Here is a 23,652-nt window from a genome sequence, read left to right as displayed (position 1 = left end):
CGCGGGCGTGAAGAAGCCGGGACGCGCAAAAGATTGGACGAGACGTCTCGTCTCGTTTAGAGTCCTCGCATGACCGCGACCCACCGCTCCCACATCGCCATGTTCTCCATCGCCGCCCACGGCCATGTGAACCCCAGCCTCGACGTCATCCGCGAACTCGTCGACCGGGGCCACCGCGTGAGCTACGCGATCCCCGCCGCCTTCGCCGAGAAGGTCGCCGCGACCGGCGCCACCCCCGTCGTCTACACGAGCGTGCTCCCGACCGACGACGACCCCGACGCCTGGGGCACCGAACTCATCGACAACATCGAGCCGTTCCTCGATGACGCGATCCAGGCCCTGCCGCAGCTCGCCGCGGCCTTCGACCGGGACCGCCCGGACCTGGTGCTGCACGACATCACCTCGTACCCCGCTCCCGTCCTCGCCCACACCTGGGGCGTCCCCGCGCTCTCGCTCTGGCCGAATCTCGTTCCCTGGGAGGGGTACGAGGAGGAGGTCGCCGAGCCGATGTTCGCCGAGCTCAAGGCGTCGCCCCGCGGCAAGGCGTACTACGCGCGGTTCGAGGAGTGGCTCGCCGCCCACGGCGTCGACACCCACCCCGACCGGCTCGTCGCCCGCCCGCGGCGCGCGCTCGCCCTCATCCCGAAGGTCCTCCAGCCGCACGCGGACCGGGTCGACGAGTCCGTCTACACCTTCGTCGGCTCCTGCCGCGCCGAACAGGCCGACCCGGGGGAGTGGCGGCGCCCCGCGACGGCCGAGAAGCTCCTCCTGGTCTCCCTCGGCTCGGCCTTCACCAAGCAGCCGGCCTTCTACCGGGCCTGTGTCGAGGCGTTCGGCGGCCTCGACGGATGGCATGTCGTGCTCCAGATCGGCAAGTTCGTCGATCCGGCCGAACTCGGCGAGGTGCCCGACAACATCGAGGTGCACTCCTGGGTGCCGCAGTGGGCCGTCCTGAAGGAGGCCGACGCCTTCGTCACCCACGCGGGCGCGGGCGGCAGCCAGGAGGGCCTGGCCACCGCCACCCCGATGGTCGCCGTGCCGCAGGCGGTCGACCAGTTCGGCAACGCCGACATGCTGGAGTCGCTCGGCGTCGCCCGCCGTCTGTCGATGGAGGAGGTCACGCCCGAGCGGCTGCGCGAGACCGTGCTCGCCCTGGTCGCCGACCCCGAAGTGGCGCGCAGGGGACGGGAGATCGCGGAGGGGATGGCGAGGGAGGGCGGGACGCGGCGCGCGGCCGATCTGATCGAGGCGGAGCTGCCGGGGGCTTAAGTCGTGAGGGTCGAGGGGCGAGTTGAGAAGACTCGTCCCTTTTCTTATTAAGAAACCTTGTTGAATAAGTCACAGGATTGTGAAGGTCTTGATTTGCACTCGTCAATGAGTCAGGGTTTCGAACGAGCGACCGGAGATTTTCCCTCCGGTGGCCCAACCCCCCACAAATCCTGACGAGGAGACCCCTCTTCATGGCCATACACAAGCGAGTCCGCCGGACCCGTTACATCGCCGTCACGACCGCGATCGCCGCGGCCGCCGGAATCACCGCCCTCACAAGCCCGTTCGCCGGCGCGGCCCCCACGCCCGCCGAAGGAACGGTCTACGGCCTCGGCGCCGAGAACGCCGTCGCGGGCAGCTACGTCGTGCTGCTCGACGAGAAGACCGCCCGCAGCGGCAAGAGCGAGCTGGCCAAGGAGTACGGCGGCACCCTGCGCCGCTCGTACGACTCCAGCGTCAACGGCTTCTCGGTCAACGGCCTCACGGAGACCGAGGCCAAGCGCCTCGCCGCCGACCCGGCCGTCGCCAAGGTGGTCCAGAACCGGAAGTTCACCATCAACGCCACCCAGGAGGACCCGCCGTCCTGGGGCCTGGACCGCGTCGACCAGGCCGACACCGCCGGCGACAAGAAGTACACCTACCCCGACAACGCGGGCGAGGGCGTCACCGCGTACGTCATCGACACCGGCGTCCGCGTCAGCCACCAGGACTTCGGCGGCCGGGCCACCGACGGCTTCGACGCCATCGACAACGACAACACCGCCCAGGACGGCAACGGCCACGGCACGCACGTCGCCGGCACCATCGCCGGCACCGCCCACGGCGTCGCCAAGAAGGCCAAGATCGTCGCCGTCCGCGTCCTGGACGACAACGGCTCCGGCACCACCGAGCAGGTCGTCGCCGGCATCGACTGGGTCACCCAGAACCACAAGGGCCCCTCCGTCGCCAACATGAGCCTCGGCGGCAGCGCCGACCCGGCCCTGGACGAGGCGGTGAAGAAGGCCATCGCCTCCGGCGTCACCTTCGGCGTCGCCGCCGGCAACGAGTCCTCCGACGCGGGCCAGGGCTCGCCCTCCCGCGTCACCGAGGCCCTCACCGTCGCCTCCTCCACCAAGGACGACCAGCAGTCGAGCTTCTCCAACTTCGGCTCGGTCGTGGACCTCTACGCCCCCGGCTCGGACATCACCTCGGCCTGGAACGACAGCGACACCGGCACCAAGACCATCTCCGGTACGTCCATGGCGACCCCGCACGTGGTCGGCGCCGCGGCCGTCTACCTCGCGGCACACCCCGACGCCACCCCGGACCAGGTCGCCGAGGCGCTGATCTCCGGGGCCACCCCCGACAAGATCTCCAACGCGAACCCCGGCACCGCCAACAAGCTCCTGAAGATCGTCGAGTGATCCTCGGATAGCCCGGCACCCCCGGAACCGGCGACCGCCGTGCCCTCCCCCACGGGGCACGGCGGTCGTCCCGTGCCCGCGCCCACGGTCGAGCTAGAGACTCATGGTGGGCACCTTTTCGGGGTTTCCGTACGAAAGGACCTTCCGCAGCCCTGTACGCAATTCCTCGACGCCGATCCCCCGGGCAACGCCCAGGACGACCTCTCGGGACGGAAGCTCCAGCTCACCGACGGCTTCATCGGTGAACCGGAGAAGGAGGCGATCGGGCCTCAGGGCAACCTCTTCGAGGCCGCCGTAGTGCACACCACCCCCTTCGCTGACGATGCAGTAGCTGTCCAGTTCCAGGCGAACGCTCTGCTCGTCCGGTTCATCGGGCATGCACTGCAGGTCGAGAGAGCGACCGTCCTCCTCCCCATCGCCGATGAAGACGGTGAACGGACCGCCGGGGACGCTTTCCCCCGATTCCAGGTACTCGATGGTCCAGTAAGGGGCTGCCGGGTCAGTCATCCGCTCGTGCTCCATTGCTTTCGAATAGCGCGGTAGGCCGGTCACCTAACGACATGACATGCGACCGCGCAAGGCCCACCGGCCGCGCCTACCGCCGGCAGCTCGGTCGCCTCGTGCCGGGTGACCTCTAAGGTGTGCCCATGACGACGACCTACGCCCTGCTGCTCCGCGGGATCAACGTCGGTGGACACCGCAAGGTCCCCATGGCGGAGCTCCGTTCGCTTCTCGAAGGGCTCGGCCACCGGGACGTGAAGACGTACCTGCAGAGCGGCAACGCCGTCTTCACCACCGACGCGGATCAGCCGGACGAGAGCGTCCGGGAGGCCGTCGAGGCGGCGATCGAGCGGCACTTCGGGTTCCGGGTCGACTGCCTGGTCCGCGACCATGCCTACCTCGCGGCCGTCGCCAGCAACTGCCCCTACCCGGCCGCCGAGCTGGAGGGCAAGCAGCTCCACGTCTTCTACCTCTCCGCCCCCGTCGACGAGGAGCGCTTCGCCGACCTCGACCGGGAGTCCTTCGCCCCCGAGTCCTTCGCGCTCGGCGACCGCGTCCTCTACCTCTACGCGCCCGACGGCCTCGGCCGCTCCAAGCTCGGTGAGGTCCTGTCCCGGCCCGCCCTCTTCAAGGGCGTCACCGTCACCGCCCGCAACTGGAACACCGTCCGCAAGCTGGTCGAGATGACCGGCTGAATGGCCCACTGCGGCAGCGCCTGAATGGCCCGCTCGAAGGGGCCACATGGCGCCTAGGGTCGGCTCCATGACGACTGTGGACTTCTACTTCGACCCCGCCTGCCCCTTCGCCTGGATCACCTCCCGCTGGATCCTGGAAGTCGAACGGCACCGCGACATCGACCTGCGCTTCAAGGTCATGAGCCTCTCCCTCCACAACGAGGGCAACGACCTCCCCGACTGGTACCGCGCCCTCGTCGACGCCTCCATCGGCCCCGTCCGGGTCGCCGCCGTCGCGGCCGAGAAGCACGGCGAGGAGATCCTGCGCCCGCTCTACACCGCGTACGGCACCCGCATCCACGAGCGGAAGAACAAGGACTTCGACGCGGTGATCGCCGAGTCCCTCGCCGAACTCGACCTGCCCGCCGAACTCGCCGCCGCCGCCCACGACCCGGCCCACGACGAGACCGTCCGCCGCAGCCACGACGCCGGCAAGGACCCCGACGCCGGCGCCTACGTCGGCACCCCCACCCTCCACGTCGACGGCACCGCCTGGTTCGGCCCGGTGCTACGCGCCATCCCCCGAGGCGAGAAGGCCGCCGAACTCTTCGACGCCTTCCACGTCCTCGCCGCCCACCCCGACCTCTTCGAACTCAAGCGCACCCGCACCGGCGCCCTGGACTTCGGCTAGGGAGGGCGTCAGCCCTGTCCTCCGCTCGCCGGCGCCCCACCGGAACGCCTCAGAACCGCCCCGCCCGGTACGGGGTCACCACACGAGCACCCCGCCGCCCACCTCCCGCGCACGCCGCGCCGCGTCCGTGAGGTTCGACAGCCGCTGCTCGATCGCGGACCGGTGCTCCTCGACGGTGCGCACGGGCTGCGTGCCCTGGACGATCCGCTCCAGGTTCTCCCGCAGCATCAGGCACTCCGACAGGAACGTGTCCACCCCGTAAGGAGGCACATACAGATCGCCCTCGGACAGCAACGGGAGGACTGCGGCGCCGAGCGAACGCACCGCGTCCGATCCCCAGACGTCCGTCCGCCAGCTCTCGAATCCCGCCGAGTCGCCGCATCCGTCCGGGACGTCGAGCACCCGCATCTTGCCGTTCGCCCCGACGAGGAAGACCTTCACCACCAAGCTCATGGGCGGAGTGGATCATGCCGCCGACGGTGTCGTCGACCGAATTCAGCCGGTCCGGCCCGCTCGCCTCGGTGATGCCGCCTAACCCGCGACCGCCACCCGCTCCGGAGCGCTCGCGGCCTCCTCGTACCTCTCCAGGAGGAGGCGGGCCAGTTCGGAGGAGGGGCCGAGGACGGGGGCGAGGAGGTCGGCGTCGGCGGCGCCCGTCGCGATGCGGTCGGGGAGGCGGCCCGGGGCGATGACGTACGGGGCCACGGCCACCCGGCGGACGCCCGGCTCGGCGCGCAGCGCCCGTACCGCCTCGTCGGTGCGGGGAAGGGATGCGGAGGCGAACGCAGGCCGCACGGAGCACCAACCGGTGTTCCGCAGCTCCCGCGCCGTTTCTGCGATCGCTGCGATCGCCTCCGGGTCGGTGGAGCCCGCCGAGGCCAGGACGACCCCGGTCGTGCTCTTGTCGCCGGGCGTCAGCCCGGCCTCGTAAAGCCGCCGTTCCACCGTCGCGAGCAGCAGCGGCGAGGGGCCGAGGACCTCCGCCTGCCGCACCCGGAGCCCGGCGGGGGCCTGGCGGAGTACGGCGGGGATGTCGGCCTTGGCGTGGAAGGCGCGGGTCAGCAGCAGCGGCAGCGCCACCACCTCGCGCACGCCCTCGGCGGCGAGCCGGTCGAGAACGCCCGGCACGGACGGCAGGTTGAAGTCCAGGAACGCCGTCTCCACGCGCACGCCCGGCCGCAGCAGGCCGGCCCGGCGCACCAGCGCCTGGACGGTCGCCGCGTGCCGCGGATCGCGGCTGCCGTGGGCGATGACGAGAAGGACGGGGGCGCTCATCGTGCTCAGACCTTCACCAGCAGACCGCGGCGGCGCAGCACCGCGCGCTCCAGCGGGCTGAAGATCAGCAGGTCGATCGCGATGCCGACCAGCAGGATCAGGAAGATGGCGAGGAAGATCCCCGGCATGTCGAAGTTGTTGCGGCCGTTCTCCAGCAACTGGCCGAGGCCGAGGCCGAGGTCGGGCGAGGACGCGATGATCTCCGCCGCCATCAGCGAACGCCACGAGAACGCCCAGCCCTGCTTCAGACCCGCCAGATAGCCGGGCAGCGCCGCCGGCATGACGATGTGCCAGGCGCCCCGCAGCCCGGTCGCGCCGAGCGTCCGGCCGGCCCGCAGGAACAGCGGCGGCACCTGGTCCACGCCCGCCACCAGGCCGTTGGCGATCGACGGCACCGCACCCAGCAGGATCACCGCGAACATCATGCTGTCGTTGAGGCCCAGCCACAGCACGGCCGGCGCCACCCAGGCCACCGACGGCAGCGACTGCAGACCCGACAGGATCGGGCCGATCGCCGTCCGCACCACGGCCACCCGGGCCACCAGCAGACCCAGCGGCGTGCCGATCGCCAGCGCCATCAGGAAGCCCAGCAGGGCCCGGGACACGCTGGTCCACAGCACGCCGAAGAGCGTGCCCTCCAGCCACATGGTGGTCAGGCTGTCCCACACCGCGCCCGGCGACGGCAGCTTGCCCTCGTCGGCGACCTCGAGGGTCACCAGGAGCTGCCACACCGCGAGGACCAGCACGACGGCGAGGACCGGCGGCAGGACCTTCTTCAGCAGGACCTCGCGCAGCGGCGTCCGGCGGATCTGCACGCTGTCGAGGGCGTCGAGTCCGGCCTCCAGGCCGGCGAGGTCGTCGGCCTTGACGGCGGCGGTGGTCGTCGTCTCAGTGCTGGCCATGGCGGCGGATCTCCCCACGCAGTTGTTCGGTGATCTCGACGGACAGCTCCGCCACGGCGGCGTCCTCGATGCGGCGCGGCTGCGGGATGTCGATGGTCCACTCCCGGGCGATACGGCCCGGCCGGGACGACAGGAGGACGACACGTTCGGCCAGGCGCACGGCCTCGCGCACGTTGTGGGTGACGAACAGCACCGACAGCCGCGTCTCGCGCCAGATCCGGGTGAGCTCGTCGTGCAGCACGTCCCGGGTGATCGCGTCGAGCGCCGCGAACGGCTCGTCCATGAGCAGCAGGTCGCTGTCCTGGGCGAGCGCCCGGGCGAGCGCCACGCGCTGCCGCATGCCGCCGGACAGCTCGTGCACCCGCTTGCCGTACGAGCCGCTCAGGCGCACGAGTTCGAGCAGCCGCTCGGCCTCCGGGCGGCGCTCCGCCTTCGGCACCCCGCGCAGCTTCAGGGCGAGCTCGATGTTCTTGCCCGCCGTCAGCCACGGGAAGAGGGCGTGCTCCTGGAACATCAGGGCCGGCCGGCCGCCGGGGGTGTCGATGGACCCCGCGGACGGCCGGTCGAGCCCGGCGACCAGGTTGAGCAGGGTGGACTTTCCGCAGCCCGAGGCACCCAGGAGGGTGACGAACTCGCCCGGGGCGACATCGAGCGAGATGTCGTCGAGGACGAGCTGGCCGCCGGCGGGGCCGCCGAAGGACTTCGAGACGTGCTCGATGCGCGCGGCGTGACCGGCCGCGCCGACGCGGTCCTCGGCCTTGGCGAGCGTTGTGGTCGTGGCCATGGTCGTCACCTCCTGGGGATGAGCTGCGGACGGGGTTTACTTCGCGCCGAGGCCGGCGTCGGAGACCTCGGGCCGGCCCGCGGCCTTGAGGACCTTGTTGAGCGGCTTCAGGTCGTAGATGCCGTTCAGGTCGGGCTGCTTGAGCAGACCGGACTGCACCGCGTGGTCGGCCTGCGCCCGGAGCGTGGCGGCCAGCGGGTCGTCGGTGAACCGGATCGACGGCCAGGCGTTGTCGATCACCTTGGCGCCGAGCGCCTTGCCGGTGAGCTCCTTCAGCTTGGCGTTGGCGGCGGCCTTCGCCTGCTCCGGGTGGGCGTTGATCCAGGCGTTGGTCTTCACCGAGCCGCGCAGGACCGCCTCGACGACATCGGGATGCGCCTTGAGGAACTTCTGCGACACGATGATGTTGGTGATGACGAACTTCTTGTCCGGCCACAGGTCGGACTCGTCCAGGAGCACCTTCGCGCCCTCGCTGACCAGCTTGGACGCGGTCGGCTCCGGGACCCAGGCGCCGTCGATCGAGCCGGACGTGTAGGCGTCGGGGGTGATCTTGTTGTCGGTGCGGAGCACGGAGACGTCGCCCTTGCCGCTCTGGGCGTCGACCTTCCAGCCCTTCTCCGCGATCCAGTTGAGGAAGGCCACGTCCTGCGTGTTGCCGAGCTGGGGGGTGGCGATCCGCTTGCCCTTGACGTCGTCGAGGGTCTTGATCCGGTCCGGGTTCACCACGAGCTTCACGCCGCCGGAGGCCGAGCCGCCGATGATCCGCAGGTTGGTGCCCTTGGACTTGGTGAAGCCGTTGATGGCCGGCGAGGGGCCGATGAAACCGATGTCGATCGAGCCGGCGTTCAGCGCCTCGATCTCCGAGGGACCCGCGTTGAAGGTCGTGGTGTCGAGCCGGGTGCCGCCGAGCTCCTTCTGGAGGATGCCCTCCTGGTCGCCGACCAGGGCCGTGGCGTGGGTGAGGTTGGGGAAGTACCCGATCCGTACGGTGTCCGCGGAGAGCTTCTCGCCCTCGGCCGCCACCTTCTTCTCGTCGTTCTTGGCCTGGGAGCCGTAGCCGCAGGAGGCGAGCGCCCCGATCAGCAGGGGCAGAGCGGCGGCGGCGGCGAGGCCGCGGCGCAGGGTGGTACGGGTGATGGCAGGCACGGGAGGTCTTCCCCTCGATTCAGCGTGTTCGTCGGAGTCTTCGGCGTTGCGGGTGGAGCGGCGTCGCGCCGCCGGAGCGGCGCACGGAGGTCAGCACGCACATCGCGCGACACCTCCCCGGCCGGCGCCGAGCGCTCCGGAGCCCACGCGGCCGCCCTCCTTGGCGAAGGTGGCGTAGAAGTCCTGCTCCATCTAGAAGTCCCACCCCTCCTCGTCGTCCGCGACCTCGGTCCCGGCCGCGGCCTTGGCGGTGGCGAAGGACTCGCCCGCCATGCCGGCGGCCAGCGTGGTGCCGTCCGCGGGGTCGATGAGGAGGAAGGAGCCGGTACGGCGGGAGTCGGCGTACGCGTCGAGCGCGAGCGGCTCGGCGGTACGGACCTTGACCCGGCCGATGTCGTTGGCGACGAGCTGCCCCGGCTCCGGGTGCTGGGAGAGGTCGTCCAGGGTCAGCCGGGACGGGATCTCCTTCACGATCGCCTTGACCGTACGGGTGGTGTGCTTGAGCAGCACCCGCTGCCCGACGGTCAGCGGCTGGTCCGCGACGTGGCAGACGGTCGCCTCGACGTCCTGGCTGGTGGCCGGGGCGTCGCCGCTCGGGGCGAGCAGGTCGCCGCGCGAGATGTCGATGTCGTCGGCGAGCCGGATGGTGACCGACTGCGGCGCCCAGGCGATGTCCACGGACTCGCCCAGCGCGTCGATCGCGGTGATCGTGGAGGTCCGGCCCGAGGGCAGCACGGTGATCTGCTCGCCGACCCGGAAGGCACCGGCCGCGATCTGACCCGCGTAACCCCGGTAGTCGGGGTGCTCGGCGGTCTGCGGGCGGATCACGTACTGCACCGGGAAGCGGGCGTGGCAGGCCGTCAGGTCGTGGCTGACCGGCACGGTCTCCAGGTGCTCCAGGACCGTCGGTCCGCCGTACCAGTCCATGTTCGCGGACGGCTCCACGACGTTGTCGCCGGCGAGCGCGGAGATCGGGATCGCGGTGATCTCCGGGACGCCGAGCTCGGAGGCGTACGTCGTGAACTCCTCGGCGATCGCGGCGAAGACGGACTCCCGGTAGTCGACCAGGTCCATCTTGTTCACCGCGAGGACCACGTGCGGGACGCGCAGCAGCGCGGCGACGGCGGCGTGCCGGCGGGTCTGCTCGACCACCCCGTTGCGGGCGTCGACCAGCACCACCGCGAGCTCCGCGGTGGACGCGCCGGTCACCATGTTCCGGGTGTACTGCACGTGCCCGGGGGTGTCGGCCAGGATGAACCGGCGCCGCGGGGTCGCGAAGTAGCGGTAGGCCACGTCGATGGTGATGCCCTGCTCCCGCTCGGCCCGCAGGCCGTCGGTCAGCAGCGCCAGGTCCGGCGCCTCCTGGCCCCGGGAACGCGAGGCGTGCTCGACGGCCTCGAGCTGGTCGGCGAGCACCGACTTGGAGTCGTGCAGCAGCCGGCCCACCAGCGTGGACTTGCCGTCGTCGACGGATCCGGCGGTCGCGAAACGCAGCAGGGTCGTCGCCGCCAGCTCCGCGGGGCCCGTGGTGGGCTGTTCGGTGGACGTGCTCATTAGAAGTACCCCTCGCGCTTGCGGTCTTCCATCGCGGCCTCGGACAGCTTGTCGTCCGCCCGGGTGGCGCCCCGCTCGGTGAGCCGGGACGCGGCGATCTCGGCGATCACGGCCTCCAGCGTGGTGGCGTCGGAGTCCACCGCGCCCGTGCAGGACATGTCACCGACCGTGCGGTAGCGGATCATCCGCCGCTCGACGGTCTCGGTGTCCTTCGGGCCGCCCCACGCACCGGCCGTCAGCCACATGCCGTTGCGGGCGAACACCTCGCGCTCGTGCGCGAAGTAGATCTCCGGAAGCGCGATCTTCTCCCGCTGGATGTACTGCCACACGTCCAGCTCCGTCCAGTTCGACAGCGGGAACACCCGCACGTGCTCACCGGGGGCGTGCCGGCCGTTGTAGAGCTGCCACAGCTCCGGCCGCTGGCGGCGCGGGTCCCACTGCGAGAACTCGTCGCGGAGGCTGAACACCCGCTCCTTGGCGCGGGCCTTCTCCTCGTCACGGCGGCCGCCGCCGAAGACCGCGTCGAAGCGGTGCTGCTGGATGGCCTCGGTCAGCGGGACCGTCTGCAGCGGGTTACGGGTGCCGTCCGGCCGCTCGCGCAGCTTGCCGGCGTCGATGTACTCCTGCACGGAGGCGACGTGCAGCCGCAGCCCGTGCTCGGCGACCACGCGGTCGCGGTACTCGATGACCTCGGGGAAGTTGTGCCCGGTGTCGACGTGCAGCAGCGTGAACGGGACCGGCGCCGGCGCGAACGCCTTCAGCGCCAGGTGCAGCATGACGATGGAGTCCTTGCCGCCGGAGAACAGGATCACCGGCCGCTCGAACTCGCCCGCCACCTCACGGAAGATGTGGACGGCCTCGGACTCCAGGGAGTCGAGGTGCGTCAGCGCGAACGGGCTGTCCGTCGTGTCGTGAACGTGGGCGACGGTCGTCATGCCAGGCCCCTCTCGGTGAGCAGCGCGTGGAGCTGCGCCGCGGACTCCTGCACGGTCTGGTTCTGGGACTCGATCCGCAGATCGGGCGTCTCGGGTGCCTCGTACGGGTCGTCGACGCCGGTGAGCCCGCTGATCTCGCCCGCGGCCTGCTTGGCGTAGAGGCCCTTGACGTCACGGACCGAGCACACCTCCACCGGTGTGGCCACGTGCACCTCGACGTACGGGGTGCCCTCGGCCTCGTGGCGCTTGCGGACCGCGTCGCGGCTGTCGGCGTACGGCGCGATGACCGGGACCAGGACCTTCACCCCGTGCGAGGCGAGCAGCTCGGCGACGAAGCCGATCCGCTGCACGTTGGTGTGCCGGTCCTCGCGGCTGAAGCCGAGGCCCGCGGAGAGGAACTCGCGGATCTCGTCGCCGTCGAGGACCTCGGTGCGGTGGCCCTCCGCGCGCAGCCGGCCGGCCAGCTCGTACGCGATCGTGGTCTTGCCGGCGCTCGGCAGGCCCGTGAGCCAGATGGTGGCACCGGTCACGTCGTTCTCCTGGGAAGTGTCGAGGGTGGTCATCAGCCGTGCAGCCCGCATTCCGTCTTCGCCCGCCCGGCCCAGCGGCCGGCCCGCGCGTCCTCGCCCTCGAGGACCCGGCGGGTGCAGGGGGCGCAGCCGACGGAGGCGTAACCGTCCATGAGGAGCGGGTTGGTGAGCACGCCGTGCTCCAGGACGTAGGCGTCCACGTCGTCCTGGGTCCAGCGGGCGATGGGGGAGATCTTCACCTTCCGCCGCTTCTCGTCCCAGCCGACGACCGGGGTGTTCGCCCGGGTCGGGGACTCGTCGCGGCGCAGTCCGGTGGCCCACGCGCGGTAGCGGGTCAGGCCCTCCTCCAGCGGCTTGACCTTGCGCAGCGCGCAGCACAGGTCGGGGTCGCGCTCGAAGAGCTTCGCCCCGTACGCGGCGTCCTGCTCGGCCACCGTCTGACGCGGGGTCAGGGTGATGACGTTGACGTCCATGACGGCGTCGACGGCGTCACGGGTGCCGATGGTCTCGGGGAAGTGGTAGCCGGTGTCCAGGAAGACCACGTCCACGCCGGGCATCGCCCGGGAGGCGAGATGGGCGACGACCGCGTCCTCCATGGAGGACGTGACGCAGAACTCCTTGCCGAAGGTGGCGGCCGCCCACTGGAGGATCTCCAGCGCGGAGGCGTCCTCCAGCTCGCGGCCGGCCTGCTCGGCGAGTGCCTTCAGGTCGGCCGCGGTCGTTTCCTGAGTGACCGTCATGTCTCTTCCCCTCCAGTTGCCTTGACCGAAGTTCCCGGGGCGAGCAGCCCCAGGAACTTCAACTGGAAGGCTCGGCTGCACGCGGCGCATTCCCATGCGCCATGGCCCTGCTCGTTCGGACGCAGGTCCTCGTCCCCGCAGTACGGGCAGTAGAACGGCGCGGAACGCTCACTCATGAGAGGGCCTCCTCCGAGGCGCGCGCCGCCCAGGTGGCGAAGCGCTCGCCGTCCTCGCGCTCCGCCTGGAAGCGCTTGAGGACCCGCTCGACGTAGTCCGGGAGCTCGGCCGAGGTGACCTTCAGGCCGCGGACCTTGCGGCCGAAGCCGGCCTCGAGGCCCAGCGCGCCGCCCAGGTGGACCTGGTAGCCCTCGACCCGGTTGCCGTCGTCGTCCAGGACGAGCTGGCCCTTGAGGCCGATGTCGGCGACCTGGATGCGGGCGCAGGCGTTCGGGCAACCGTTGATGTTGATGGTGATCGGCTCGTCGAACTCCGGGATGCGGCGCTCCAGTTCGTCGATCAGCGAGGCGCCGCGGGCCTTGGTCTCGACGATGGCGAGCTTGCAGAACTCGATGCCGGTGCAGGCCATGGTGCCGCGCCGGAACGGCGTCGGGTTCACCCGCAGGTCGAGCGCCTCCAGGGCGGCGACCGCCGAGTCGACCTGGGCCTCCTCGACGTCCAGCAGGATCATCTTCTGGTCGGCGGTGGTCCGCAGCCGGCCGGAGCCGTGCTGCTCGGCCAGGTCGGCGATCTTGGTCAGCGTGGTGCCGTCGACCCGGCCGACGCGCGGGGCGAAGCCGATGTAGAAGCGGCCGTCCTTCTGCCGGTGCACGCCCATGTGGTCGCGCCACTGGCCGGCCGGCTGCTCGGGGGCGGGGCCGTTTGTCAGCCTGCGCTTCAGGTACTCGTCCTCCAGGACCTGGCGGAACTTCTCGGCGCCCCAGTCGGCGACCAGGAACTTCAGGCGGGCGCGGTTGCGCAGCCGGCGGTAGCCGTAGTCGCGGAAGATGGAGATGACGCCCACGTAGACGTCGGGGACCTCGTCCAGGGAGACCCAGGTGCCGAGCCGGACGCCCAGCTTGGGGTTGGTGGACAGACCGCCGCCGACCCAGACGTCGAAGCCGGGACCGTGCTCCGGGTGGTTCACGCCGACGAAGGCGATGTCGTTGATCTCGTGGGCCACGTCGAGCTGCGGCGAGCCGGAGACCGCGGACTTGAACTTGCGGGGCAGGTTGGAGAAGTCCTTATTGCCGACGATCCGCCGGTGGATCTCGTCGATGGCGGGCGTGCCGTCGATGATCTCGTCCTCGGCGATGCCGGCGACCGGCGAGCCGAGGATGACACGCGGGGTGTCGCCGCACGCCTCGGTGGTGGACAGGCCGACCGCCTCCAGGCGGTTCCAGATCTCCGGGACGTCCTCGATGCGGATCCAGTGGTACTGGACGTTCTGCCGGTCGGTGATGTCGGCGGTGCCGCGCGCGAACTCCTGGGAGATCTCGCCGATGACCCGCAACTGCTCGGTGGTCAGCCGGCCGCCGTCGATGCGGACGCGGAGCATGAAGTACTCGGCGTCCAGCTCCTCCGGCTCCAGGACACCGGTCTTGGTGCCGTCGAGACCTTCCTTGCGCTGGGTGTAGAGGCCCCACCAGCGCATGCGTCCGCGCAGGTCGTTGGGGTCGATCGAGTCGAATCCGCGCTTGGAGTAGATCGTCTCAATACGTGTCCGCACATTGAGACCGTCGTCGTCCTTCTTGAACTGCTCATTGCCGTTCAGCGGGGTGAAGTGCCCCGCGGCCCACTGACCCTCGCCACGGTGGCGCCCGGCCTTGCGGCGGGCGGCGGCGGGAGTGGGGTTTTCCGGGGTGGCGGCCATGGCGATATGTCCTTCGGGACTGCGGGAGGGCGGCTCTGACCTGCACACTCGCGCTCGGTACGGAGGGTGGCGCGACGGTGCGCAGGGACAGGACTTCTGAAGAGATGTGCGGCGGTGCTGGTTCTCTCAGCGCGCCGAACACATGGCGCTGGACATGCGGCCTAGGTCGACGTGCCGCCGACTCACCAAGGCAATTCCAGTTCCAGACATGACGGAAGCGTGTCACGGGACTTTGGACCCAGTCCAGCTTCGTCCAGGATTTGGACATAGCTGTCTCGTTCCGCGAGATGCTGTGGTGTGGGTCACGCGAAAGGGGCCCCGTTCGGGGCCCCTGTGGCGGCTTCGCGGCCGAGGGTGTGCGAGCGCCCGAGACCGCTCAGGCGTACGCGCCCGGCCACGGCCCGGGATTCTCGGCCTCCTCGGCCTGCTCCACCTTGGTGTCGAAGAGGCGGAAGCCGCGGCGCTCGTAGTTGGCCATCGCGTGCTCGCCGTCGAGCGAGCAGGTGTGCAGCCACACCCGCTTCGTGGGCTCCCGGTCCGGCCAGCGCTCCGCCAGGTCCCAAGCCCGCTCCACCCCGTACGACAGGACGTGGCCGCCGATGCCGCGGCCCCGGAAGGCCGGGATCAGGCCGAAGTAGACGATCTCCACCACGCCGTCGGGCTGCGCCTCCAGCTCCACGTACCCGGCCGGCGTCCCCTTCTCGTACGCGACCCAGATCTCGGCGCCCGGCCGCTCCACGATCTCCCGCCACTGCGCGTAGGTCAGCGACAGCCGGTCGGTCCAGCGGATGTCGCCACCGACCGCGGTATAGAGGAAGCGGCTGAACTCCGCCGACGGCACCTCGGCCCGCATGATCCGCAGGTCCCGGCCCTCCGGCGCGGGCACCGGGCGCAGGTCGGACGGGGAGGTCTGTTCCAGGGACCAGGTGGTGAGAGTGATGCTCATGGGCTCATCGCATCATGCGGAGCGCCGGATTCCCACCGTGTTCGGTCCTGGCGGAATGCTGTCCGCATGGCGGACAGCCTGTCCGGTGTGCGAGTGCCGCCGCCCGGGCGGCCCGGGACGGGCTCAGCCCCCGCCGAGCCCGTCCCGGGCCGCCCGCACCGCGGGAGCCGTCGAGTGGGGGAGGAGGTCCGCCGGGCGGGGCGGGGTGAGGACCTCGACGTCCACCTCCTCGCTGAAGCGGTACGGGCGGTGGGCCAGGACCCCGGCCAGATTGCGCCGCACCCGCGACATCTCCGCCCGTACCGTCACCGTCCGGGTCCGGTCCCCGAACACGTCCTCGGCCAGCTCCGCCGCCGTCCGCCCCTCCGGATGCAGCGCGAGCAGATAGAGCAGCTCGGCGTGGCGCGGGCTGAGCTCCTGCGACCAACTGCCCGCCGCCCCCGACACCGCCACCGTCCCCCGGCGCGGCCGGCTCAGATCCAGCACCACCCGGCTCGCCGCCCCCGCGCCGGCGCCGCCCTGCCCGGTCCCCTCCTCGACCCGCAGCAGCCAGCCGCCCGGCAACGGCTCCACCGCGCACATCCCCAAAGACGGCAGCCACGTCCGCCCCGCCCGGAACGACTTCGGCAGCGCGAGCCGGTCCACCGGCGCCATCCCCGTGACCGCCGCCGTCCAGCCGTGCGTGTCCACCGCCACGGCCCGGCCGCCCACCCGGCACAGGATCGGCGCGGCCACCGACCGCAGCCGCTCGATCGACCGCAGATGCCGCTGCCGCATCTCCGCCTCCGCCAACTGCGCCACCGACGCCACCAGCGCCAGCGTCGCAGGATGGAAGCTGGACGCCGGACCGCTCACGTCCACGATGCCCAGCAGCCGCTGATCACGCGGGTCGTGGACCGGAGCCGCCGCACAGGTCCAGTTGTGCAGTTGGTGGACGTAGTGCTCGGCCGAGTGCACCTGCACGGCCCTGCCCATGGCGAGCGCCGTGCCCACCGCGTTCGTCCCCGTGTCGTGCTCGCTCCAGGCCGCGCCCTCCTCCAGACAGATCCCGTGCGCCTGGCGCAGCACCGACAGATTGCCCTCGCGCCACAGCACCCGGCCCTGCTCGTCCGTCACGACCATGATCTGCATGGAGGCGTCGGCGATCCCCGCGAGACCCGCGCTGAGCGTCCGCATCACCTCGCCGATCGCCGTCGTCCGGCGCCGCTCCTCCAGCTCGTCGCGCCGCAGCAGCACACTGCTCGTGCCCTGGTCCGGCTTCAGGCCCAGCCGGAACATCCGCCGCCAGGACGCGTCGATCACCGGGCGCGGCGCCACCGGCGGCGTCCGGCCGGCCAGGGTCGCCTCGCGGACCTTGTGCAGCAGCCGGGTCGCCTGGGCGGAATCCATGGCGGCCAGCCGGTTCAGGTCGAGCTGAGTGTTGTTCATCGGTCCCTCCCAGCCACCCGCGGTGCTGTATCGGTGCTGTATCGGTTCTGCACTGTGCGAGTCCCGGCGCCCATCGTGCCGCTCTCCGTGCCCCGCGCGGGGTGCTTCGGGTAATCCTGCAACCCTTTGCAACTCTGGCAAGCCCGGCCCCCGTACCCGAGGGTGGAGGGGAAGCGGAGGGTGGTGCCGTGTCGGCGCAGCACCACCCTCGGCTTTCCCGCGCGTGCCGACCCCCCAGTCCACCCCTGGCGCGCGCGGCACATCACCCCCGCGACGGTCCCCCCGAACGCGCGTTCAGTCCCCGGTCGCCGGCCGCGCCCGCGCCACCACCGCCCCCAGGTCCAGGGTGTGCGGCAGCGTCCCGAACGACGCCCCCCAGTCCCCGCCCAGCCGCGAGGCGCAGAACGCGTCCGCGACCTCCGGCGGCGCCCACCGCACCAGCAGCGCCCCCTGCAACACCCGCGCCATCCGCTCCACGAGCCGCCGCGCCCGCGCCTCGATCCCCTCCAGATCGGCCAGTTCGGCCAGCAGATCCCGGATCGCCCGGTCGAGCCGGTGATCCGCCCCGCGCGCCCGCCCCACCTCCTCCAGGAACGCGTTCAGCGCCACCGGCTCCCGCCGCAGCACCCGCAGCACGTCCAGCGCCTGCACATTCCCCGACCCCTCCCAGATCGAGTTCAGCGGCGACTCCCGCAGCAGCCGGGGCATCCCCGACTCCTCCACGTACCCGTTCCCACCGAGGCACTCGAGCGCCTCCACCACCACCGGAGTACACCGCTTCGTCACCCAGTACTTCGCCACCGGCACCGCCACCCGCAGCAGCGCCCGCTCGGCCTCCGCCTCCGGACCCCCGGCTCCGGCCGCGTCGTACGCCGCCGCGAGCCGCAGCCCGAGCACCGTCGCCGCCTCCGACTCGAGCGCCAGATCCGCCAGCACGTTCCGCATCAGCGGCTTGTCGACGAGCGGCCCGCCGAACGCCCGGCGATACGAGGCGTGGTGCACGGCCTGCGCCACCGCCTGCCGCATCAGACCTGCCGACCCCAGCACACAGTCGAGCCGGGTCGCCGCCACCATCCCCATGATGGTGCGCACCCCCCGCCCCTCCTCGCCGACCCGGCGCGCCCACGTCGTCCCGTCGAACTCCACCTCCGCGGAGGCGTTCGACCGGTTGCCCAGCTTGTCCTTGAGCCGCTGGATCGCGAACGGGTTCCGCGACCCGTCCGGCAGCACCCGCGGCACCAGGAAGCAGCTCAGCCCCGCCGGCGCCTGCGCGAGGACCAGGAAACCGTCCGACATCGGCGCCGAACAGAACCACTTGTGCCCGGTGAGCACGTACTCCCCGTCGGCCGCCAGCGGCTCCGCCCGGGTCGTGATCGCCCGTACGTCACTGCCGCCCTGTTTCTCCGTCATGCCCATCCCGAGCAGCACCCCCGCCTTCTCCAGCGGCGGCCGCAACCCCTGCTCGTACACCCGCGAGGCCAGCAGCGGCTCCCACGCCTCGGCGAGCTCCGGCTCGGCCCGCAGCGCCGGCACCGCCGCGTGCGTCATCGACAGCGGACACAGGTGCCCCGCCTCCACCTGCGTCGCCAGGACGAAACCCGCCGCCCGCCACACATGTCCACCCGGACGGCCCCACGCCCCGCCCGACAGACCCGCCGTCACGGCCCGGCCGAGCAGCCGGTGCCAGGACGGATGGAAGTCCACCTCGTCGATCCGGTTGCCGTACCGGTCGTGCGTCCGCAGCCGCGGCGGACACGCGTTCGCGAGCGTCCCCCACCCCTGCGCCTGGGCCGAGCCCGCCGACACCCCGAAGGACGTCAGGTGCTCGATCGCTTCCGCGTACACGTCCGGCGGCAGATGCCGCTCCACGGCCTCCGCGAGGGCCCGGTCGGACGCGTACATGTCGTATGCCACCAGGGGCGGAGCCTGGTTGGTCACGGTGTGGGTGCCGGCTGCCATGCCGATACGGTAAGGAGGTGCAGGCAGCAAACGAAACACCCGAACGACCCGAGCGGCGGCCCTGGAGCCGGCTCCACCGCGCCCGTGTCCTGTACCGCAACGTCTCCAAGCGCAAAATGGTCTGGCTGCTCCTCAAGGACACGGTCAACTCGTGCATCGAGTACCGCATCCTCGGCCTCGCCGCCGAAGCCGCCTTCTTCACCCTGCTGTCGCTGCCCCCGCTGCTGCTCGGCCTGATCGCCCTCCTCGGCTACGCCGACGAATGGACCAACACCGACACCGTCGCCAGCATCGAGGAGAACATCCTCCACGCCGCCCGCACGGTCCTGTCCGACCGGGGCGTCAACGAGATCGCCCGCCCCCTCCTGGAGGACGTCACCCACGGCAAACGCCCGGACCTCATCTCCCTCGGCTTCGCCATCGCCCTGTGGTCCGGATCCCGCGCCGTCAACGTCTTCATCGACACCATCACCGTCATGTACGGCCTCGACGGCCACCGCGGCATCGTCAAGACCCGGCTGCTCGCCTTCCTGCTCTACATCATCGCCCTGATCATCGGCGCCGTCGTCCTGCCGCTCGCCGTCGTCGGCCCCGACCGGGTCGTCGAGCTCGTCCCCTGGGGCACGGAGGTCGTCTCCGTCCTCTACTGGCCGGCCGTCATCCTGCTGTCCATCGCCTTCCTGACGACGCTGTACCACGTGTCCGTGCCGGTCCGCTCCCCCTGGATCGAGGACATCCCCGGCTCCCTCGTCGCCCTCGCGATGTGGGTCCTCGGCAGCTTCCTCCTGCGCATCTACCTGACCAGCCAGGTCGAGGGCCCCACCATCTACGGCTCCCTCGCCGCCCCCATCGCCGTCCTCCTCTGGATCGGCATCTCCGCCTTCGCCGTCCTCGTCGGCGCCGCCGTCAACGCGGCCATCGACCGCGTCTGGCCCTCCGTCGCCACCGCCGCCGCCCGCGAGGCCACCGAACGCGCCCGCGCCGTCCAGGCCGCCGAACTGATGGCCCGCCTGCGCGCCGAGGCGGACGAGGTGGACGAGGACGACCCGGACATGCCCTCCGAGTTCCCGGAACGCTGGTCGAGGTTCCTGCCCCCGGACGACGTGAAGTCCCGCCTCCACGCGGGGTGGGAGAAGGACTGAGCCGGGCGGGCACACCGCCCGGGTCAGCCGGGCGGCGCTGCCGCACGCTGGGCGGGAGCCCGGCCGCCCGGGTCAGACCGGCGGCCGTTCCACGACCACCACGTGCTGCCAGCCCTCCGCCGTCTCCACGACCGTGCCGAACCGCCGGCGCAGGCCACGCGGCAGACCCGCCCGCACGCGGTGCGACACCAGGACCGTCACGATCAGCAGCGCCGCCTCGGTCTCCGCGAGCGTGGGCTCGCGGCCGACCGCCGCGAGGGAGACACCGGCCGCCTCCGTGCCGTCGTGGACGACGACATCGACCCGTACCGGCGCGGCGGCGTCGGCCGGCAGCCCCGACGCGAGCGCCTCGGGGAACTCCCGCACCGCCCAGGCCACCAGCGCCGCCGCGTCGAGCCCCGGCGAGAGCGCCGCCCGGATCGAGCCGTCCGAGTGCGGCTGGACCCGGCCGAAGGACAGCACGCCCAGCCTGCCGCGGAGCAGCCCGTCCAATTCGGTGATCAGCGTGTTCGGAACGGCCGGGGTCCCCGCGCGCCGGCGGAGGAGCAGCACCCCCCGCGCCGAGGGCGACGGCGCGTCCAGCGCGGCCGCCTGCCCGGCGAGCTCCTCGCGGAAGGCGCGCAGCGTGTCCCGCTCCTGCGCCGCCCACGCCCCCGGCACCCCGTCGAGCGGCTCCCCGTACCACAGGACGAGAGCCGAGCCGAGCGCCTGCCGGGCCGCCGCCCGGTCGCCCCGCCCCAGCGCCTCGGCCGCCTGCTCGGCGAGGGCCTCCGCCCGGAGCAGATCCAGCGCCTCCGGACCCACCGCCAGCCGGAAGGCCCCGTCGAGGAGTTCCACCGGATGGCCGAGCCCGCGCAGCCGCAGGGCGCGGGCCCGCGGCTCCTCCGCCGGGGACCCGGCCGTCGCCGCCCGCAGCTCCGGCTCCCCGACCGGCTGTCCGCGCGCCATGAGCAGCCGGCACAGGAAGGCGTCGCGCCCGTACGAGACCGCCGTGGCGTCCTCGTCGCCGACCACCGCACGCGGCGGCCCGAGCAGCCCGTACACGACCCGGGCGGCGCGCGGGCCGGGCGGGTCCGGCGGATCCCCGGCCGGCGGGTCTCCCGGCGGGCCTTGGGAGGGCGGGCCCTGGGGAGGCCCTGGGTCGTTCCCGTCCGGCGGCCGGACCCCGGGCCCGCGCCCCGCCGTCCGTTCCGGCCCGCCCAGCAGCCGCACGCTCTCCTCGCTCACGAGCGCGAACGGCCGCCCGACCGCCCGTTCCCCGCCCTGCCCGGCCAGGCATTCCACCAGGGCCCGGAACTCGCCCGGCAGGGCGCCCGCCCGCGCCTCGATCTCGGCGCTCACCCGGGCCAGGAGCCGGGCCGTGGCGACGAGGGAGGTGCGGGGGAGCGCGGTGAGGAGGACCTCGCGGACGCCGGGACGGAAGTCGTACGCGCCGGGGGCCGCGTCCCCGGGGGCGACGAGCATGCCGCTGAGGACCACCTCGGCGAGGTGCCGCGGCTCGGGCCGCCGCTCGACGGCCGCCTGCACCAGTCGCATCACCGGAAGATGCGCCGGGCCGACCGCCAGATGCGCCGCCAGCCGGAACGCCTCGGGCGAGGCGAGCGCCCGGAAGCGCAGGACCAGCTCCTCCGGGTCGGCGTCCCGCGGGACGAGGGCGTCCTCCGGCGGCTCGGGGGCGGCCGGGGTCACGAAGGCCGCGGCACCCGGCACCTCCGCACCGGCCACGGAGGCGACCAGGGCGGCCCAGTGCCCCAGCCAGACGTCCGACGGTTCGAGCACGGGGACCGGCACGCCCGCCGGGAGCCGACCGGTGTCGTACGGGGTGAAGCCGAGGCCCGTGTTGGGCACCCCCGCGGCGGGGGCCGCGAACCGGCCCGGCACCGCGGGCGCCGCGGTGTGCCGCCACAGCCGTTCGGGCAGCGGCTGGAGCAGCGCGACCGGCATCTCGGCGGCCAGCCCGGCGAGCGCGGCCCGCCAGCGCAGCCCCGCAGGCCCGTCGCGCCACTGCGGCCCCATCGCGTCGCTGATCACGAGGACCGCGGTGCGGCCGCGCTCCCGGTGCCGCAGCGGCAGCCGGCCGTCCGCGCCGAGCGGCAGCACGTCGAGGGTCCGGAAGGCCCCGGTCTGGGCGAGCGCGGTGTGCAGCTCGCGGACCAGCGGCCGCCAGATCGCCATGGTCGGCCCGGAGTCGTACACGATCCGCAGGTGCAGCCAGCGTTCACGCCGGGGCCGCAGCACCGGAAGCCACAGCCGCCGGCCCGGCCCGAGGGCGGCGATCCGGTCGGCGGTCGCGGCCTCGTCCAGCTCCCAGCCGTCCGTGGCCGGCACCGTGCGCCGCAGCGGACGCAGCGCACGCTGGAGGGCGAGCGGCCCCGCCAGCATCGGCGGCGCCGGCGCCAGCAGCGCGGCGTGCGCGGGACGCTCCTCCGTCACGGGGCAGGACCCCGTCGCCGGGGCGTGCAGCGGCACCCGGGACCCGGCGGCGGGCGGTTCGGGCGCCGGTGCGCCGGACGGACCGGACGGGCCGGACGGGCCGGTCCGCGGCGGAACCGGTTTCGCCGGCTTGTCGGCGGCGGTGAACACGTTCTTCGGCGGAAAGCGAGGGACGTGATCCGATGTGAGGACAGCGGTGTGTCGGGCGGTGCTCCCGGCGGGATCCGTATGCCGGGCCAGCCACAGGAGTTCGGCGATCTCCCGCCCGGTCGGTGGATAGTCCCCGGCCTCGCCGAGCAGCCCCGCGAAGGCGCTCAGCGCACCCGTACGGTCGGCCCCGCCCCTGCCGTCGCCTTCGCCCCGCCCGCCCCTCCTGCCTCTCCCGTCCCTGCCGTACTCGCCGTGCTCGCCGCGCTCACCGTCAGAAGTCATCGGGGTCCCAGGATCCCGAGGCCCGGCCCAGATACGGCATCAACGCCTTCGCCAGCTCCTCCCGCGACGAGGCGTCGAGACCCGAGGTCCGCGTCAGATAGATGGCGTTCAGGAGCTGGTCGGTGGCCAGCTCGCCCGCGCCGCCCCGGCGCAGAAAGGTCTCCACGAGCGCGTGGTCCCGCTCGTCGAGCTCGCCGAGATGGGCCCGCACGATGTCCTCCAACTGCTCCCGCAGCGGCCGCCGCAGCTCCAGGCGCACGCACCGGCGCAGGAACGCGGGCGGGAACTCCCGCTCGCCGTTGCTGGTGAGCACCACGAACGGAAAGGCCCGGCAGCGCACTTCGCCGTGCCGCACCGGCACCCGCGCCTCCGAGTCCGCCACCATCACCTCGGCCACCGGATGCGAGCGCGCCGCCCGCACCAGCTCCGGGATCTCGTACTGCCCCTCCTCCAGGATGTGCAGCAGGTCGTTTGGCAGGTCCAGGTCGGACTTGTCGATCTCGTCGATGAGCAGCACGCGCGGCCGCTCGTACGGCAGCAGCGCTGTGCCCAGCGGGCCGAGCCGCAGATGGTCCTCGATCGCCGCCTCACCGGCGCGGGTCCCGGCGCCCGCCCCCGGTGCCGGGACGGTCCCGCCGGCCCGGCCCGCCGCGTACAGCCGCGACAGCGGGTCGTAGCGGTACAGCCCGTCGGTGAGCGTCGTACGGCTGGTGATGTTCCAGCGCAGCACCCGGCCGAGCCGCAACTCCCGGGCCACCGCGTACGGGAGGCTGGACTTGCCGCTGCCCGGCGGGCCCGTGACCAGCAGCGGCCGACGCAGGTACAGCGCCGCGTTCACCAACTGCACGGTCTCCTGCGTCGGCTGGTACGTGCGGGCCCGGTGGACCCGGCCCGGCGCCCCGCCGTCGGCCTCGTCCCGCGGCGCCGGCGGCAGGGCGGGGCCGCCGTCGAACCTCCGCCACGGCGGCGGCGCGGGCAGCGCGTCGACGCCGTCGTGCGGCGTGCTCGATCCGGTGTAGACCGGCCAGAGGGACATGG

Annotated in this window: 23 protein-coding genes; 5 read left to right on the top strand and 18 right to left on the bottom strand. The window is 72.3% G+C overall.

What is annotated here, in order from left to right; genetic code table 11:
- Positions 1 to 69: 69 nt before the first annotated feature.
- Together mgt and ABZ135_RS10525 are read left to right on the top strand one after the other, a co-directional pair.
- Positions 70 to 1,269, top strand: coding sequence for a macrolide-inactivating glycosyltransferase (gene mgt / locus ABZ135_RS10530; RefSeq protein ID WP_356693940.1), 1,200 nt, complete (start codon positions 70 to 72; stop codon positions 1,267 to 1,269).
- A gap of 191 nt (positions 1,270 to 1,460) precedes the next feature.
- Positions 1,461 to 2,672: a S8 family serine peptidase gene (locus ABZ135_RS10525; RefSeq protein WP_356693938.1), complete on the top strand. Its 1,212-nt coding sequence runs from the start codon at positions 1,461 to 1,463 to the stop codon at positions 2,670 to 2,672.
- A 93-nt stretch (positions 2,673 to 2,765) separates the two neighbouring features.
- Here the strand turns inward: ABZ135_RS10525 and ABZ135_RS10520 are convergent, their stop codons facing one another.
- Positions 2,766 to 3,179, bottom strand: a complete 414-nt coding sequence (locus ABZ135_RS10520) for a hypothetical protein (protein WP_356693936.1) — start codon at positions 3,177 to 3,179, stop codon at positions 2,766 to 2,768.
- Between the two features lie 140 nt (positions 3,180 to 3,319).
- On the opposite strand from ABZ135_RS10520, the gene ABZ135_RS10515 reads away from it, so the two are divergent.
- The gene (locus tag ABZ135_RS10515; RefSeq protein ID WP_356693934.1) at positions 3,320 to 3,868 is read left to right on the top strand and encodes a DUF1697 domain-containing protein; all 549 of its coding nucleotides are present in this window, start codon (positions 3,320 to 3,322) and stop codon (positions 3,866 to 3,868) included.
- 67 nt (positions 3,869 to 3,935) lie between these two features.
- Complete coding sequence (locus ABZ135_RS10510; RefSeq protein WP_356693932.1) at positions 3,936 to 4,538, top strand: DsbA family protein; 603 nt, start codon at positions 3,936 to 3,938, stop codon at positions 4,536 to 4,538.
- A 75-nt stretch (positions 4,539 to 4,613) separates the two neighbouring features.
- On the opposite strand, the gene ABZ135_RS10505 is transcribed toward ABZ135_RS10510, so the two are convergent.
- The 15 genes from ABZ135_RS10505 to ABZ135_RS10435 all read right to left on the bottom strand — a co-directional run bounded on the left by ABZ135_RS10505 (position 4,614) and on the right by ABZ135_RS10435 (position 18,607).
- Complete coding sequence (locus ABZ135_RS10505) at positions 4,614 to 4,991, bottom strand: hypothetical protein (RefSeq protein WP_356693930.1); 378 nt, start codon at positions 4,989 to 4,991, stop codon at positions 4,614 to 4,616.
- 78 nt (positions 4,992 to 5,069) lie between these two features.
- The gene (locus ABZ135_RS10500) at positions 5,070 to 5,813 is read right to left on the bottom strand and encodes a sirohydrochlorin chelatase (protein ID WP_356693928.1); all 744 of its coding nucleotides are present in this window, start codon (positions 5,811 to 5,813) and stop codon (positions 5,070 to 5,072) included.
- 5 nt (positions 5,814 to 5,818) lie between these two features.
- Positions 5,819 to 6,715, bottom strand: a complete 897-nt coding sequence (locus ABZ135_RS10495) for an ABC transporter permease (RefSeq protein WP_356693926.1) — start codon at positions 6,713 to 6,715, stop codon at positions 5,819 to 5,821.
- Entirely contained in the window at positions 6,702 to 7,499 is a 798-nt protein-coding gene (locus ABZ135_RS10490) for an ABC transporter ATP-binding protein (RefSeq protein ID WP_356693924.1), read from the bottom strand. The genes ABZ135_RS10495 and ABZ135_RS10490 overlap by 14 nt, the downstream gene beginning before the upstream one ends.
- A 36-nt stretch (positions 7,500 to 7,535) precedes the next feature.
- Entirely contained in the window at positions 7,536 to 8,645 is a 1,110-nt protein-coding gene (locus ABZ135_RS10485; RefSeq protein ID WP_356693922.1) for an aliphatic sulfonate ABC transporter substrate-binding protein, read from the bottom strand.
- A gap of 192 nt (positions 8,646 to 8,837) precedes the next feature.
- Positions 8,838 to 10,199, bottom strand: coding sequence for a GTP-binding protein (locus ABZ135_RS10480; RefSeq protein ID WP_356693920.1), 1,362 nt, complete (start codon positions 10,197 to 10,199; stop codon positions 8,838 to 8,840).
- Positions 10,199 to 11,134, bottom strand: coding sequence for a sulfate adenylyltransferase subunit CysD (gene cysD / locus ABZ135_RS10475; RefSeq protein WP_356693918.1), 936 nt, complete (start codon positions 11,132 to 11,134; stop codon positions 10,199 to 10,201). The genes ABZ135_RS10480 and cysD overlap by 1 nt, the downstream gene beginning before the upstream one ends.
- On the bottom strand, positions 11,131 to 11,697 hold the full coding sequence (gene cysC / locus ABZ135_RS10470) for an adenylyl-sulfate kinase (RefSeq protein WP_356693916.1): 567 nt from the start codon (positions 11,695 to 11,697) through the stop codon (positions 11,131 to 11,133). The genes cysD and cysC overlap by 4 nt, the downstream gene beginning before the upstream one ends.
- Positions 11,697 to 12,404, bottom strand: coding sequence for a phosphoadenylyl-sulfate reductase (locus tag ABZ135_RS10465; protein WP_356693914.1), 708 nt, complete (start codon positions 12,402 to 12,404; stop codon positions 11,697 to 11,699). Before ABZ135_RS10465 ends, cysC begins: the two co-directional genes overlap by 1 nt.
- Complete coding sequence (locus ABZ135_RS10460; protein WP_356693912.1) at positions 12,401 to 12,580, bottom strand: hypothetical protein; 180 nt, start codon at positions 12,578 to 12,580, stop codon at positions 12,401 to 12,403. The genes ABZ135_RS10465 and ABZ135_RS10460 overlap by 4 nt, the downstream gene beginning before the upstream one ends.
- Entirely contained in the window at positions 12,577 to 14,274 is a 1,698-nt protein-coding gene (locus ABZ135_RS10455; protein WP_356693911.1) for a nitrite/sulfite reductase, read from the bottom strand. Before ABZ135_RS10455 ends, ABZ135_RS10460 begins: the two co-directional genes overlap by 4 nt.
- Before the next feature lie 126 nt (positions 14,275 to 14,400).
- Complete coding sequence (locus ABZ135_RS10450) at positions 14,401 to 14,484, bottom strand: putative leader peptide (RefSeq protein ID WP_352077884.1); 84 nt, start codon at positions 14,482 to 14,484, stop codon at positions 14,401 to 14,403.
- Between the two features lie 166 nt (positions 14,485 to 14,650).
- Positions 14,651 to 15,220: a GNAT family N-acetyltransferase gene (locus ABZ135_RS10445; RefSeq protein WP_356693909.1), complete on the bottom strand. Its 570-nt coding sequence runs from the start codon at positions 15,218 to 15,220 to the stop codon at positions 14,651 to 14,653.
- A 123-nt stretch (positions 15,221 to 15,343) separates the two neighbouring features.
- The gene (locus ABZ135_RS10440; RefSeq protein WP_356693907.1) at positions 15,344 to 16,648 is read right to left on the bottom strand and encodes a GAF domain-containing protein; all 1,305 of its coding nucleotides are present in this window, start codon (positions 16,646 to 16,648) and stop codon (positions 15,344 to 15,346) included.
- A 294-nt stretch (positions 16,649 to 16,942) separates the two neighbouring features.
- Positions 16,943 to 18,607, bottom strand: a complete 1,665-nt coding sequence (locus ABZ135_RS10435; RefSeq protein ID WP_356693905.1) for an acyl-CoA dehydrogenase family protein — start codon at positions 18,605 to 18,607, stop codon at positions 16,943 to 16,945.
- A gap of 17 nt (positions 18,608 to 18,624) precedes the next feature.
- Between ABZ135_RS10435 and ABZ135_RS10430 the strand changes: the two genes are divergently transcribed.
- Entirely contained in the window at positions 18,625 to 19,749 is a 1,125-nt protein-coding gene (locus ABZ135_RS10430; protein ID WP_356693903.1) for a YihY/virulence factor BrkB family protein, read from the top strand.
- Positions 19,750 to 19,821: 72 nt separating this feature from the next.
- Here the strand turns inward: ABZ135_RS10430 and ABZ135_RS10425 are convergent, their stop codons facing one another.
- Positions 19,822 to 22,614, bottom strand: a complete 2,793-nt coding sequence (locus tag ABZ135_RS10425) for an SAV_2336 N-terminal domain-related protein (RefSeq protein ID WP_356693901.1) — start codon at positions 22,612 to 22,614, stop codon at positions 19,822 to 19,824.
- On the bottom strand, positions 22,604 to 23,650 hold the full coding sequence (locus ABZ135_RS10420; protein WP_356693899.1) for a MoxR family ATPase: 1,047 nt from the start codon (positions 23,648 to 23,650) through the stop codon (positions 22,604 to 22,606). Before ABZ135_RS10420 ends, ABZ135_RS10425 begins: the two co-directional genes overlap by 11 nt.
- Positions 23,651 to 23,652: the final 2 nt, after the last annotated feature.

This window comes from Streptomyces sp. NPDC006339, from assembly GCF_040612775.1.
In the GTDB taxonomy this organism is placed as follows: Bacteria; Actinomycetota; Actinomycetes; order Streptomycetales; family Streptomycetaceae; genus Streptomyces.
This window is presented reverse-complemented; position numbering and strand designations above follow the sequence as displayed.